14 protein-coding genes are annotated in these 13,785 nt (G+C 74.6%); 8 read left to right on the top strand and 6 right to left on the bottom strand.

Annotated features, from left to right (window positions below; genetic code table 11):
- Positions 1–46 precede the first annotated feature (46 nt).
- On the bottom strand, positions 47–691 hold the full coding sequence (locus tag OHA99_RS34335) for a GNAT family N-acetyltransferase (RefSeq protein ID WP_194280213.1): 645 nt from the start codon (positions 689–691) through the stop codon (positions 47–49).
- Between the two features lie 128 nt (positions 692–819).
- Here OHA99_RS34335 and OHA99_RS34330 point away from each other — a divergent pair, with 128 nt between their 5' ends.
- The 4 genes from OHA99_RS34330 to OHA99_RS34315 all read left to right on the top strand — a co-directional run bounded on the left by OHA99_RS34330 (position 820) and on the right by OHA99_RS34315 (position 5,147).
- On the top strand, positions 820–3,312 hold the full coding sequence (locus OHA99_RS34330) for a molybdopterin-dependent oxidoreductase (protein WP_405698681.1): 2,493 nt from the start codon (positions 820–822) through the stop codon (positions 3,310–3,312).
- Positions 3,309–3,800, top strand: a complete 492-nt coding sequence (locus OHA99_RS34325; protein ID WP_381503350.1) for a hypothetical protein — start codon at positions 3,309–3,311, stop codon at positions 3,798–3,800. The genes OHA99_RS34330 and OHA99_RS34325 overlap by 4 nt, the downstream gene beginning before the upstream one ends.
- A gap of 154 nt (positions 3,801–3,954) precedes the next feature.
- Positions 3,955–4,488, top strand: a complete 534-nt coding sequence (locus OHA99_RS34320; RefSeq protein ID WP_153181314.1) for a DoxX family protein — start codon at positions 3,955–3,957, stop codon at positions 4,486–4,488.
- A 95-nt stretch (positions 4,489–4,583) separates the two neighbouring features.
- Positions 4,584–5,147 carry a hemerythrin domain-containing protein gene (locus OHA99_RS34315; RefSeq protein ID WP_153181313.1) on the top strand — a complete coding sequence of 188 codons (564 nt, stop codon included), beginning with the start codon at positions 4,584–4,586 and terminating at the stop codon, positions 5,145–5,147.
- 94 nt (positions 5,148–5,241) lie between these two features.
- Here the strand turns inward: OHA99_RS34315 and OHA99_RS34310 are convergent, their stop codons facing one another.
- Positions 5,242–6,279 (bottom strand): NAD-dependent epimerase/dehydratase family protein, encoded by a 1,038-nt coding sequence (locus OHA99_RS34310; protein ID WP_405698679.1) that lies wholly within the window; start codon positions 6,277–6,279, stop codon positions 5,242–5,244.
- 525 nt (positions 6,280–6,804) lie between these two features.
- On the opposite strand from OHA99_RS34310, the gene OHA99_RS34305 reads away from it, so the two are divergent.
- A complete protein-coding gene (locus tag OHA99_RS34305) occupies positions 6,805–8,025 on the top strand; it encodes an MFS transporter (protein WP_366473675.1) in 1,221 nt (406 codons plus the stop codon).
- A 39-nt stretch (positions 8,026–8,064) separates the two neighbouring features.
- Here the strand turns inward: OHA99_RS34305 and OHA99_RS34300 are convergent, their stop codons facing one another.
- Positions 8,065–8,598, bottom strand: a complete 534-nt coding sequence (locus OHA99_RS34300; RefSeq protein ID WP_194280212.1) for a hypothetical protein — start codon at positions 8,596–8,598, stop codon at positions 8,065–8,067.
- Positions 8,599–8,769: 171 nt separating this feature from the next.
- On the opposite strand from OHA99_RS34300, the gene OHA99_RS34295 reads away from it, so the two are divergent.
- Positions 8,770–10,095, top strand: a complete 1,326-nt coding sequence (locus OHA99_RS34295; RefSeq protein WP_405698677.1) for an SLC13 family permease — start codon at positions 8,770–8,772, stop codon at positions 10,093–10,095.
- A 33-nt stretch (positions 10,096–10,128) separates the two neighbouring features.
- Here OHA99_RS34295 and OHA99_RS34290 read toward each other — a convergent pair whose 3' ends face one another.
- From OHA99_RS34290 to OHA99_RS34280, 3 genes are all read right to left on the bottom strand, one after another.
- A complete protein-coding gene (locus OHA99_RS34290; RefSeq protein ID WP_153181309.1) occupies positions 10,129–10,896 on the bottom strand; it encodes a maleylpyruvate isomerase family mycothiol-dependent enzyme in 768 nt (255 codons plus the stop codon).
- Between the two features lie 122 nt (positions 10,897–11,018).
- Entirely contained in the window at positions 11,019–11,342 is a 324-nt protein-coding gene (locus tag OHA99_RS34285) for a hypothetical protein (protein ID WP_007446477.1), read from the bottom strand.
- Positions 11,343–11,477: 135 nt separating this feature from the next.
- On the bottom strand, positions 11,478–12,026 hold the full coding sequence (locus OHA99_RS34280; protein ID WP_153181308.1) for a GNAT family N-acetyltransferase: 549 nt from the start codon (positions 12,024–12,026) through the stop codon (positions 11,478–11,480).
- Positions 12,027–12,274: 248 nt separating this feature from the next.
- Between OHA99_RS34280 and OHA99_RS34275 the strand changes: the two genes are divergently transcribed.
- Positions 12,275–12,952 (top strand): TetR/AcrR family transcriptional regulator, encoded by a 678-nt coding sequence (locus OHA99_RS34275; protein ID WP_194280211.1) that lies wholly within the window; start codon positions 12,275–12,277, stop codon positions 12,950–12,952.
- 10 nt (positions 12,953–12,962) lie between these two features.
- On the top strand, positions 12,963–13,754 hold the full coding sequence (locus OHA99_RS34270) for an SDR family NAD(P)-dependent oxidoreductase (protein ID WP_153181306.1): 792 nt from the start codon (positions 12,963–12,965) through the stop codon (positions 13,752–13,754).
- Positions 13,755–13,785: the final 31 nt, after the last annotated feature.

Genomic DNA, 13,785 nt, shown 5'->3' with positions numbered 1-13,785 from the left:
CCGCCAGGCCGGTGCCGCGCGTCGGATCGGTGCCGGGTCCCGCCCGTCAGGTCCCTGCCGTCTCCCGCGTCGTACGCCCGAGGCAGGTGACGTCGGCGGGGTCGAGGCCCGCGGCGGCGATCTCGTGGAAGCCCAGCCGGTCGTAGAAGGCCCTGGCCGGTGTGTTGGCCGTCGCCATGACCAGGTGGACGGCCGGGACGCCGCGGTCCCGCAGGGCACTCCAGAACGTCCGCATCAGCGTCCGGCCGTGGCCGCGTCCCTGCCAGTCGGGGAGCAGGTCGATGTGCAGGTGGGCCGGGTACGCGGCCAGCTCGGGGACGACCATGCGCTCCGGGTCGTGCAGCAGCCCGGCCATGACCTCGTCCGGGGTGCGGGCGGCGGGCGGGGCCTGCGGTGCCGGGTAACGGCCGGCGACCCGCGGCAGCCACTCGGTCCGGAACTCCTCGGCGAAGCGCGCGGTGTCCGCCGTGCCGAGGATGTAGCCGACCGCACGGCCCTCTCCGTCGTCCAGCACGAAGGCCAGCTCCGGGTCGAGGTGGACGTAGGGTGCGGCGAAGACGGCGGGCAGGACGGCGGGGTCGGCGTACACGGGCCGGCTGTCGCGGCCGTTGTGCGCGGTCCGGATGCAGATGTCGTCGAGGGCGGGGGCGTCGGCGGGGCGGTAGGGGCGTACGGAGGCAGTCGCTGTCACCGCAGCATCCTGCCCGCCTGGGAGCGCTCCCACAAGTGGTCCGCTTCGATCGCCCCCGCCCGGGTACCCGGCGGCCCGCAGTGCGGCGGAACGACGGAACGCGGACGGCAGTGGGCAGGAGGCCGGCGATGGAGGACGTGACGGACCGGATCGCTCGCCCGTGGGGTGCCAGGGCGCCCTTCGGGCGGCACGGGACGTGGCCGGCCCGGGTGGACACGTTCCTCGCGGAGGGAGTGGACCCCGAGTCGGTGCAGCGCTGGGTGCAGTCCGCGTCCATCCTGCACTCGGACGGCGACGCCATGGACATCGCGGTGGCCGACGGCCGCATGGTGGGCGTGCGGGGCCGGGAGGTGGACCGGGTCAACCGGGGTCGGCTCGGCCCGAAGGACCTCTTCGGCTGGCAGGCGAACGCCTCCCGGGACCGGTTGACCCGCCCGCTGGTACGGCGGAACGGGCGGCTGGTGGAGACCGACTGGGACACGGCGATGGACCTGGTGGCCGCCCGCTCCCGCGAACTGCTGGACGAGCGCGGGCCGGGCTCGATCGGTTTCTACACCAGCGGCCAGCTGTTCCTGGAGGAGTACTACACGCTCGCGGTCCTGGCCCGCGCCGGCATCGGCACCAACCACCTCGACGGCAACACCCGGCTGTGCACGTCCACGGCCGCGGAGGCGCTGAAGGAGACCTTCGGCTGCGACGGGCAGCCCGGCAGCTACGACGACTTCGACCACGCCGACGTGATCGCGCTGTTCGGCCACAACATCGCCGAGACCCAGCCCGTGCAGTGGATGCGGCTCCTCGACCGTTTGGAGGGGGCCGACCCGCCGCGCCTGTTGTGCGTGGACCCGCGCCCCACCCGCGTCGCCGAACACGCCGCCGTCCACCTCGCGCCGCGCGGCGGCACCAACGTCGCCCTGCTCAACGCGCTGCTGCACGAGACGATCCGGCACGAGCGGATCGACCGCGACTACATCGCGGCGCACACCGTCGGCTTCGACGAACTGGCCGCCCGGGTGGCCGACTGCACGCCCAGGTGGGCGGCGGAGATCTGCGACGTGCCCGCCGCCCGGATCGAGGAGGCGGCCGAACTCGTCGGCACCACCGACGCGTTGGTGTCGACCGTGCTCCAGGGCGTCTACCAGTCCCACCAGGCCACCGCCGCCGCCGTCCAGGTCAACAACCTGCACCTGATCCGCGGCATGCTCGGCCGCCCCGGCGCCGGCCTGCTCCAGATGAACGGCCAGCCCACCGCCCAGAACACCCGCGAGTGCGGCGCCAACGGCGACCTTCCGGGCTTCCGCAACTGGCAGAACGACGCCCACGTCGCCGACCTGGCCCGGGTGTGGAACGTCGAGCCCGAGACCATTCCCCACTTCGCGCCGCCGACCCACGCCATGCAGATCTTCCGCTACGCCGAGCAGGGCTCGCTGCGGCTGCTGTGGATCAGCGGCACCAACCCCGCCGTGTCGATGCCCGAGCTGTCGCGCATCCGCTCGATCCTGTCGCAGGAGCGGCTGTTCACGGTCGTCCAGGACCTGTACCTGACGGAGACGGCGCACCTGGCCGACGTGGTGCTGCCCGCCGCCACCTGGGGCGAGAAGACCGGCGCGCTCACCAACGCGGACCGCACCGTGCACCTGTCCCGCAAGGCGGTGGAACCGCCCGGCGAGGCCAGGCCCGACCTGGACATCTTCCTGGACTACGCGCGGCGCATGGACTTCCGGGACAAGGACGGCGGCCCGCTGGTCACCTGGGACGACCCCGAGTCGGCGTTCGAGGCGTGGAAGCGGTGCAGCGCGGGCCGCCCCTGCGACTACACGGGTCTGTCCTACGCCCTGCTGCGCGACACCAGCGGCATCCAGTGGCCCTGCGACGAGCGGAATCCGGAGGGCACCGCGCGCCTCTACACGGACGGCATCTCCTGGGCCCACCCCGACGTGTGCGAGAGCTACGGCAAGGACCTGGAGACGGGCGCGTCGCAGGAGGCCGTGGAGTACCGCTCCCTGAACCCGGACGGCAGGGCGATGCTGAAGGCGGCCGCCTACTGGCCACCGCACGAGGAGCCGGACGAGGAGTATCCGTTCCAGCTCACGACGGGCCGGACGATCTACCACTTCCACACCCGTACCAAGACCGGACGCGCCTCCCAACTCAACGACGCCGCTCCCGACGTGTGGGTGGAGATCTCCGCGGGCGACGCGGAGCGGCTCGGCCTCGGCGAGGGCGACCTGGTGGAGGTCTCCGGCAGGCGCGGCGCCCTGCGCGGGCGGCTGCGGGTGACCGGCATCCGGACGGGGCTGCTGTTCGTGCCGTTCCACTACGGCTACTGGGACACCGCCGACGGGTCGGGACCGGGCCCGGACACTCCCGGGCGGGCCGCGAACGAGACGACCGTCACCGACTGGGACCCCGTCTCCAAGCAGCCCCTGTTCAAGACGGCCACGGCCGCGCTCACCCTCGTGGAGCGCGGGGACGGCCGGCCCTCCCCGGCGCCCACCACGACCGCGTCGGCACCGGCCACCGCCGGCGTCGCCCCGCCCACCTCGGGCGGACCGGCGGCGCGCACGACGGAGCGGGAACCCACCGAGTTCCCGCACGCCCACGAGGAGGGCGCCCGGTGAACGGCATCACCCTGACCCTGCGCACCCTGCACCGCGGCGAACGGCATCTGGCCCACGACCTGGTGACCGTCGCCGAGCGGCACCGCGCCGAGCACGAGATCCACCACGTCGCCACCGACCTCGCCCGCTGGTCCCGCGAACACGTGCGGCGGCTCGCCGAGGTCGCCGCGGAGCACGGCGCGAAGCTGGGCGACCCGCCGGACCCCTCCACCGACGGCGTCTTCGCGACGCTGCGCGAGAAGGCGTCCGAGGCCGTCGCGCACCGGCCGGAGCCGGGGCTGCTGCTCCTGCGCGACCTGCGGGAGCTGCACGTCGCCGCGGCGGAGAACTCACTGCACTGGGAGATGCTGGCCCAGGCCGCCCAGGCGTCGAAGGACAGCGGGCTGCTGACGCTCGCCTCCTCCTGTCGTCCGCGGACACTGCGCCAGATGCGCTGGACCAACACCATGATCAAGAACCTGTCGCCCCAGATCCTCACCAGCCTGTGACCTGCGGGTTCCCCCGCCGGGGCGGTACCGGGGACTACCGGTCGCGCCCCGGACGCCGAATGGCGCGGGCCGTCGGAAGCACCTGATGATCCCCGTGGGGCACGCCCCGCCGGTGACCCCGTTGACACCCCATCCGAGAGAGCGAGACAGCGTCATGAGTCTTCTGCGTCTGGCCGGCCGGCCGATGCTCGCCTCCATGTTCGTCGCGGGCGGCCTGCAGTCGCTGCGCAGGCCGCAGGACGTGGCCCCGGCGGCCGAGCCGGTCGTGCGGCCGGTGGCCGACCGCGTGCCGGTGCTGCCGGACAGCACCGAGCAACTCGTACGGCTCAACGGCGCCGTCCACGTGGTCGGCGGCATCATGTTCGGGCTCGGCCGCTGTCCGCGGCTGGCCGCGCTGGCCCTCGCGGTGACGCTGGTCCCCACCACGCTGGCGGCGCACCGGTACTGGGAGGCGGCGGACCCGTCCGACCGCGCCCAGCAGCGCATCCACTTCCTGAAGAACCTGTCCATGATGGGCGGGCTGCTGATCGCGGCCGACGACACGGGCAGCGCGCCCTCGCTGCTGTGGCGCGGCCGGCACGCCGCCCAGGATCTGCGGCACGACGCCCACCTGGTGCACCGTTCGGTCCGGGCCGCCGCCGGGCCCGCCGCACGGGCGGGCGGCCTCCGGGCCAAGCTGGGTGCCTGAAACGGGCGTTAGTCCGCCCCGCGCCCGGGGACCCGGTCGTGCGTACGCCCGTGGCGGGCCGGCCCCGGGCCGCCACGACCTTCTGGAGGTGGAGCATGGGACACGGAGGAAACGTCATCGACGAGCTGACGACCGATCACCGCGAGGTCGAGGAGCTCTTCGGCAGGATCGAGGCACTGCCGCCCGGCCACAAGGACCGCAAGCGGTACGCCGACCAGGCCACCATCGAGCTGGTCCGGCACTCGGTGGCGGAGGAGGCCTATCTGTACCCGGCCGTCCGCGAGCACGTGCCGGGCGGCGGCGCCCTCGCGGACAAGGAGCTCGAGGACCATGCCGGGGCCGAGCAGATCATGAAGGACCTGGAGGGCCACGCGGCGGACGACGCCGAGTTCGACCGGTTGATCGGCAAGCTGATGAGCGAGATCCGTGAGCACGTCGCCGACGAGGAGGGCAATCTGTTCCCCAGGCTCCGCGAGGCGTGCCCCGCGGACGCCCTGGACCAGTTGGGCGACAAGGTCAGGCAGGCGAAGAAGACGGCGCCGACCCGGCCGCACCCGTCCTCCCCGGACAAGCCCCCGATGAACAAGCTGCTCGCCCCCGGCGCGGGCATGGTCGACCGGGTGCGCGACGCGCTGTCGGGGCGGGGCAAGTCCGGCTGAACGGCCGCCGCCCGCACCCGTGCGAGGGCCCGTCGCCGTGGCGACGGGCCCTCGCACGTGCTCGCACGCGCCCCGGCGGGCTGCGCGCGCACGCTCACGCCCACCACTCCCCCGCCCTCTCCTGCGCCGTCTCCCCGGTCGCCGTCGGGACCGGATCGGGCCGCCCGCGGAGGGCGGCGACGGTGCGTTCCAGGCCGTCCTGCCAGGTCACGCTCGGCAGCCAGCCGAAGATCTCGCGGGCGAAGCCGGTGACCGGCCGGGGCTGGAGGTACCCGGCACCGGTGTCCTCGACGAACGCCAGCGGCGAGCCGGAGCCGGTCAGCCCGATCACCAGCCTGGCGATCTCCGCGGCGGTGGGCTCCTCGTCCCCGCCGATGTCCACGGGCCGCACCGAACGGCCGGCCGCGACCAGCAGGACGCCGTCGACCATGTCGTCGACGTAGCACAGGGGGTGCGTCCGGCTGCCGTCCCCGGGGACGGTGACCGGCCGCCCGGCCAGGGCCTGCGCGATGGCGGCGGCCGGCGTCCCCGCGCCGTCCGTCCGCATGCCGGGTCCGTAGCCGGTGAACAGCCGGACGATCCCGGCGTTCGACCCGTGGGCGCCCGCGTGGGCGGCGACCAGGGCCTCGGCGAACCGGACGGCCTCGGCGCAGGCGCTGTGGGGCCGGACGGGGTCGGCGTCGTCCGGCACGTCGCCGCCGCGGGCGTCGGGGCACACCGGCGGCGAGGACGCGAGCAGGAACCGGGCACCGTCGCGGCCGGCGACGGCCAGCGCGGTCCGGGTGCCCACGCTCCCCGCGTCGAGGACGTCCACGGGCCGCTCCGGCCGGGCGGCCGGGGACGCGGGGCCCGCCAGGTGCAGGACCAGGTCGTAGGGTCCGGGGAGCGCCTCCGCGCAGCCGGGTTCCGAGACGTCCCGTTCCAGGAAGCGGAAGCCGGGGCGGCCCGACAGGTGGGCCACCTTCTCGGCGCGCCCGGTGGAGAGGTTGTCCAGGCAGTCGACCTCGGCGCCCGCGTCGAGCAGCCGGGTGCACAGGTGGGAGCCGAGGAATCCGGCACCGCCGGTCACCAGGACGCGGTCCCAGGGCGCGCGGGACTCCCCCCGCGCGCTGAACGCCGCCATCGGCATCATGGGGACGACCTTTCTCCCTCGGCGGGGCGCCGACGGAGCGCCGGGGCGCGCCCACGGAGCGCTCACGGGACGCTCGCCGAGCGCTGAAGAGCGTGCCCCGGGTGCCCCGCCCTGGCCTGCGCATGCTCCCCCCGCCCGCCGCCCGGATCACGCTCCGTGACCGCGGTCACGGCCGGCGGGTCCCGCACCCGGGGCGCCCGGTGCTGTGATCAAGCACACTCGGCTCGCCAAATTTGGCCCGGGCAGCGGCGATTGATGCTTCCGGGCAGCGGGCGGGGACACGGTCAGGCGACGACTCGCCGGTCCGTTCTGTCACGATGGTCGGCGCCGTCTCCGGCTCAGTGGAACGGCCGCGCAGCGCAGCCGGCCCCTCGTTCCCGTCCGTATCCCCTCCGGGTCCCGTGACCCGCCTGCGAGTGGCGCCCTGTGTCCTCTTCCTCCGTCTCCGCCCCGCCGCCTCCTCCCGCTCCCGTGCCGTCCGGGCGCGCGTCCACGTCACCGTGGCGCTCCCTGAGGTACCGCAGCATGCGCTGGTGGTCGGTCGCGAACTTCGTGTCCAACGCCGGTACGTGGATGCAGCTGACCGTGCAGAACCTGCTGGTCCTGCAGATCACCGGGTCAGCCGCCGCGACGGGTCTGTCCATGTCGGTCCAGGCCGCGCCGGCCCTGCTGATCAGCGTGTTCGGCGGTGCGGCCGTCGACCGCTGGCCACGCAGGCTGACGGCCGCGGTCAGCCAGGCGCTGCTCGGCACGGTCGCCTTCGTCACCGCGCTCATGGTGGCGCTGGACCGCCTCGACGTGACCTCCCTGATGGTTCTGGCCGCCGTCACCGGCGTCATCGCCACCGTCGACGGCCCGGCGTGTTCCCTCCTCGGCAACGACCTCGTCCCGCGCGAGGACATCCCGTCCGCCATCGGGGTGGGCGCGCTGGTGCACCAGGCGGGCCGGCTCACCGGCGCAGCGCTCGCCGGCGTGACGGTCGGCTTCCTCGGCACGGCCGCGGCGTACGCCGCCAACGGGCTGTCGTTCCTGTTCGTGGCCTCGGTGATCCCGTTCCTGCGACCGGCGCGCGGTGCGGTGAAGCACGTGGCGGCGGGCCGGGACGGCGGGACGAAGGACACCATGAGCGTGCGCGAGGGCCTGGCCTTCTTCGCGCGCCGGCCCCGGCTGCTGGCGCTGGCCGGTGTCACCGGGGTCAGCGCGGTCTTCGGCCGGAACTACCAGCTGACCCTGGCCGTGCTGGTCACCGGACCGCTCGCGGGCGGCGCGGGTTCCTTCGGCACGGTCTCCACGGTGCTGGCGGTCGGCGGCATCGTGGGTGCCGTCCTCGGTGCCCGGCTGCGCCGCCCCTCCGTGCGGGTGGTGGGCGCGCTGGCTGCGGCGGGCGGGCTGCTCCAGGTGGTGGCGGGCATGTCGCCGTCGCTGGCCGTGCTGCTGGTGATGGTGCTGCCGATGGCCGTCGTGGAGTCCGTCTCCGACACCGCGGGCACGGCGGTGCTGCAGACCGACCCGCCCGCGCACATGCGGGGCCGGGTGCTCGGCGTGTGGGGCAGCATCGGCACGGTGTGGGGCCTGGGCGGGCCGCCTGCGCTGGGTCTTCTGATGGAGCTGGCCGGCGCCCGCGGCGCCCTGATCGCGGGCGGGCTGATCATCGCCGGCACGATCGGCGCGGGCCATCTGCTGCGCGAACGCCGGAGCGCGGTGCCGCGGGTGTCCCCGGTGGCGAGCCTGGAGACGGCCGCCTGAGGCACGCCGGGGTCCGGGCGGGGCCCCGCCCGGCGCGGATCAGGCGACGAGGGCCTGGCCCGGATCCAGCCGGGCCACGAGCTGGGCGTGGTGCAGGCCGGCGACGGGGGCGACGAGGTCCGGATGACGCAGCAGGGCCGCGGCCCGGCGGTCGGCCTCGTCGGGCGCGAGCAGGCGGCGGAACTCCGCGGGCGTCCCGGCCGAGGGGCCACTCTCGGCCAGCGCGGCCACGGCCGGCCCGGCCAGCGCCGGGTCGGTGAGCAGACAGGCCGCCCAGCTGGCGACGACCTCGTCCACCCAGGTCCGCCAGGCATCCGCGTCCGGGTCCGGGTCGGCGGGCGTCGCGCCGTCGGCGCCGGTGATCCAGTCGAGCCGGGCGGCGCCGCCGGGTCCCGCGACGCCCAGCAGCGCCACGTCCATCGGGGTGGGGTAGCGCAGCCGGGCCGCGACCGTCACGGCCTGCCGGGCCTGCACCTCGCACAGGGCTCCGGCCAGCGCGCCGCCGGACGCCGGATAGGCGCGGACGAGCCACTGCGCGGTCGCCGCGATGACGGGGGAGAGATCTGTGTGCACTGCCGGGCCGTCCGAACTGCTCGTCGTGGGGAACACGGGTCCGTGAGCACGGTAGCCCGCGGCACCCCGCGCGGGACATGGCCCGGCTCTCGCCCGCGGCGTGGCCTCGGCCACACGGCCCCGGCCGCACCATGTCCCGCGCGGGCCGTCCCCCTCGGGGTGCGACCCTGTATGCCGTTCACCGATCACCGGGGTCCCACCCGGCTCACCCGGTGTGAAGGAGAAGCCCTGAGTACCGCCGTCCTCTTCGAGGCCGTCCCCGTCGCCCTGCTGCTGGGCGTCCTGGCCTTCGCCGTGCTGCGCCCCCGGGGGCTGCCGGAGGCGGTGGCCGCCGTACCCGCCGCGGTGCTGGTGGTGGCGCTCGGCGCGGTCACGCCGCGCGAGGCGTGGGAGCAGACCCGCACGCTGCTGCCGGTGGTCGTCTTCCTCGCGCTGGTGCTGACGCTGGCGTACCTGTGCGCGAAGGAGGGCCTGTTCGAGGCCGTCGGCGCGGCCGTGGCACGCCGGTGCGGGGGAAGCCCGAAACGGCTGCTGGCCGGGGTGTTCGCCGTGGCCTGCGCGGTGACGGCCGTACTGAGCCTGGACGCCACCGCCGTCCTGCTCACCCCGGTGGTCCTCGCCACCGCGTCGCGGGCCGGCGCCCGGGCCCGCCCGCACGTGTACGCGACGGCGCACCTGGCGAACTCGGCCTCGCTGCTCCTGCCGGTCTCCAACCTGACCAACCTGCTGGCGTTCACGGCCAGTGGGCTGACCTTCACCCGGTTCGCCGCGCTGATGGCGCTGCCCTGGCTGGCCGCGATCGCCGTCGAGTACGCCGTCTTCCGCCGCTTCTTCCGCGCGGACCTGGCCGAACCGGCGTCCCCCGCGCCTTCGCCGGCCACGCCGCCCGCGCCGAAGGTGCCCCGTTTCACCGTGGTCGTCGTGGCCCTCACCCTGGCCGGGTTCGCCGTGGCCTCGCCGGCCGGGGTGGACCCCGCCTGGGCGGCACTGGGCGGCGTGCTGGTGCTCGGGGCACGGGCACTGTCCCGGCGCCATGTCACGCCCCGGGAGATCGCGGGCGCCGCCGCGCCGCTGTTCTGCCTGTTCGTGCTGGCCCTCGGCATCGTGGTGCGGGCGGTGGTGGCGGACGGCCCGGCCGCGGAGCTGGGCCGGCTGCTGCCGGACGGGGACTCGCTGCCGGCGCTGCTCGGGGTGGCGGCGGTCGCCGCGCTGCTGGCCAACCTCGTCAACAACCTGCCGGCCGTGCTCGCCCTGCTCCCCCTGGCCGCGCCCGCCGGTCCCGCCCAGGTCCTCGCCGTGCTGATCGGCGTGAACCTGGGCCCCAACCTGACCTACGTCGGTTCGCTGGCGACCCTGCTGTGGCGGCGCATCCTGCACCGGCACGGCATCGAGGCGGAGCTGGGCCGCTTCACCCTGCTGGGGCTGCTCACCGTGCCGGCCACGGTCGCCGCCTCGACGGTGGCCCTGTGGGGTGCGCTGCGTGTCATCGGCGCCTGACGCCCGCGCCCGCCGCCTCCGGGCGGCGCCCGGTCACTGGGTCGCTTCGACGAGGCAGCGCCGCAGTTCCGCCACCGCCTCGGGGGCACCCTCGACGCTCACGCCGTCGTCCCCGCCGTCGCCCGACCGGTTCCACAGCGACCTCAGCACGCCCTCCGGGGGGCCGCTCAGCGTCACGTCGGCCGTGCCGTCGCCCGCGCCGTCCGTGACGGTGAACTCGCCGGGACCGGTACGCACCCGCCACGCCGCGTCGTCACCGGCCTGCACCAGGAACGTACGCCCCGGTGACCCGTCCAGGATCTCGGTGAAGTATTCGCCCCACTCGGCCACGGAGTACGCGGCGAACACCTTGAGCAGTTCGTCGACGCCGTCCACCGCGAGGTCGTCCGGTACGGCGGAGACGGGCCGCCCGGTGGCGAGTTCGGCGTCGATGCGGTGGACGACGGTCTCCTGCGCCATCCGCCGGATCCAGAAGCCGACGCTCTGGTCGGGGCCGTACCAGGTGCCTGCCGGTTCCTCGGGGGCGCGGGTGGCGAACTCGGCGCGCAGCGCGGTGTAGCCCCGGTCGAGCAGTGTCGTCGGCGCCTCGTCGGCGAACTCCTTCGGCGGCCAGGGCTCGGGCTCGGCCCCGTCGCGCATGGCGGCGGCCTTGTGCAGGTAGACCTCGCCGACGTGGCGGGTGAGATCGGCGACGGTCCAGCCGGGGCAGGTCGGCACCGGCGCGTCGGCGTGGGTCTCGACCAGGGCCCGCAGCCGGTCGTGGTCGGCCGCGAGGCAGTCGAGGAATCGGGTGTACTCCATGGCGCCGAGCCAAACACACGTGCGGTCCCGGAGCACGGGGTTTTCCGCACGTGGTGCGGCACGGCCCGCGCGTGGTTCTGCCCGACCCGTGCGGGGTTCTGCCCTGCCCGCGCGGGCCGTGCTCACCAGGCCGGGCTGGGGACGGCGGGGCGGCGGACCGCCTCGGCCGCGTCCCGCAGGTGCAGCGCGACGGTGATCAGGGCGCGCAGCGCGGAGGGCCGCAGGCTCTGGGCGCTCTCGGCGGCCAGCACCAGCAGACAGCCCGCGGCCTGCTCGACGACCGGCACGGAGAACGCGAAGTCGTCACCGTCGGCGCCGCGGAAGGCGCGCCACGGCGTGGCGGCACCGTCGATGGCCTTGTGCACCGCCTGCTCGAGGTGCTGTGCGGCCTGACGGCACACGGGGGCGGGCAGGATGATCGTGCGATGAAACGCTGAACTGGTCATAATCCCATTGCTCCCCCGCGCCCGGGGTGTCCGATCGGCACACGCGACGCTTTTCACCGGGTCGGCGGCAGCCGGCCCGGTTCGCCGGTCGGGCGGTGACCGCCGAGCGCCCGCCCTCGAAGATCGTCTACGCCGTCATGCGGGGTTCGCCCACTCTTCGCGGAGCATCCCGAAGAGCACGCTGTCGTAGCGCTTCCCGTCCAGCAGCACGGCCGACCGGCGGCGGCCCTCCTCACGGAAACCCAACCCGGTGAAGGCGCGCACGGCGCGCTCGTTGCCGCTCCAGGTATCCAGCTCCAGCCGGCTCAGGCCATACGCGCCGAACAGGTGGTCCACGAGCAGCCGCAGCGCGTCACTGCCGTGTCCGCGGCCCCAGAACTCCCGCTCGCCGACAGTCACTCCCAGCGTGGCCACCCCGACGTACGGGTCCAAGTCCCGGTAGTCGGCCATGCCGATCACGCTTCCGCCCACCAGGTCCTCGACCGTGAACACGGCCGACTCCCTCGGATTCAGGCGCAGCATGGTCTCGAAGCCGAGACCGACCGCCTCCGCCGTCACCGGGCCGAAGCACGGATCGCCGGCCGTGGCCCAGCGCACCACTTCCGGATCGTTGCGCCACCGAAGATGATGCTCCGCATCTTCGGCACGCAGCGCACGCAGCCTCACCAACCTGCCTTCGAACATTGCGCCACTGTAAGCGTTCGCAGAACCGCTGCAGCCAACGAGGTTGCCGGGTTCAGGAGAGACGATGTCGCCGACCTTCCGGAATGACCGCCTTCCTCTGCGAGGTCTCAGATCCTGCGGCGCTCTGCCTCACGCGGGGCGAGCCACGTCGTACGACGATCGTGCCGAGCACCAGGCGTCCCAGCGGGCCATATGTCTCAACGGGTCATGTGTCCCATTGGGACATTTCCAGGTGTACGCTCGGAGGCATGACGGCAACGAAGCCCTCCCGGACCGCCCAGGACCGCACCGAGGACCGGCGGCAGCGCAAGGCACGGCAGACCCGTGACGCGCTGGCCACCGCCGCCTGCGACCTGATCCTGGAGCGCGGGCCGGCGGCGACCACGGTGGAGGCGATCGCCGAGCGCGCGGACGTCACGCGCCGGACGTTCAGCCGGCACTTCGCCGGCAAGGAGGACGCGGCGCTCGACTTCGTCCGCCGGGACGGTGACCGGATCAACGCGCTGCTGCGGTCCCGCCCCCCGGGCGAGCCGCCCCTGCTCGCCTACCGCAGGGCCGTGCGGGACTGGCTGGCCGACCGGGAGGACCCGGCCTGGCACGTGCGTCCCCGGATGCGCCGCCTGCTGGCCCTGGCCGACACCGAGCCCGAGCTGTTCGCCGCCTACCAGCGCATCCGGGTCGACGCCCAGGAGGAGTCGATCCGCATCGTCGCCGGCCGGCTCGGCAGCGACGACGCCCGGGACGTGCGCCCGGCCGCCGTCGTCGACGCCGCCGCCGGAGTCCTGATCGCCGCCCTGCGCCTGTGGGCGCGCGGCGACGAGGGGGACTCGGGAGCCGCAGACCTCGCCGCCCTCGTGGAGCGGGCCTACGACGCCCTGACCTCGGAGGCCGCGGCCGCGACCCCCGACAGCACCACCGAAGAGTGAGAACAGCACCATGAGCACTACCGGAACCACCCCCGCCACCACCGAGTACGCCGCCGAGTTCGCCGGCCGTACCGCCCTCGTCACCGGCGCCGCCTCCGGCATCGGCCTGGCCACCGCCCGCCGGCTCGGTGCCGGCGGCGCGAACGTGGTCGTCGCCGACTTCAACGCCGAGGGCGCCGAGAAGGCCGCCGCCGAGCTCACGGCGCAGGGCGTGCGCGCCGCCGCCGTCGAGCTGGACGTGACCCGCCCGGAGTCCGTCGAGGCGGCCGTCCGGTTCACCGTCGCCACGTACGGCGGCCTGGACCTCGCCGTGAACAACGCCGGCATCGGCGGCCCCAGCGCCCCGACCGGCGAGTACGACGTGGACGCCTACCAGCGCGTCGTGCGCACCAACCTCGACGGCGTCTTCTACTCGATGCGCTTCGAGCTGCCCGCCATGCTGGCCGGCGGCCGGGGCGGCTCGATCGTCAACGTCGCCTCCATCCTCGGCTCGGTCGGCTTCGCCGGCTCCCCCGCCTACGTCGCCGCCAAGCACGGCGTGGTCGGACTGACCAAGGCGGCCGCGGCCGAGTACGCAGCCCGGGGCGTCCGGATCAACGCGGTCGGTCCGGGCTTCATCGACACGCCGCTGCTGAAGACCATGGACGAGGCCGCCTACAACGGCCTGGTCGCCCTGCACCCGGCCGGCCGGCTCGGGCGTTCCGAGGAGGTCGCCGAGCTGATCGCCTTCCTGCTGTCGGACCGCGCGTCCTTCGTCGCCGGCAGCTACCACCTGGTCGACGGCGCCTACACCGCCGTCTGACCACCGGTCACCCGTCCCGGGGGGAGAGAGA

The organism is Streptomyces coelicoflavus, from assembly GCF_045041415.1.
GTDB lineage: Bacteria > Actinomycetota > Actinomycetes > Streptomycetales > Streptomycetaceae > Streptomyces > Streptomyces coelicoflavus.
This window is presented reverse-complemented; position numbering and strand designations above follow the sequence as displayed.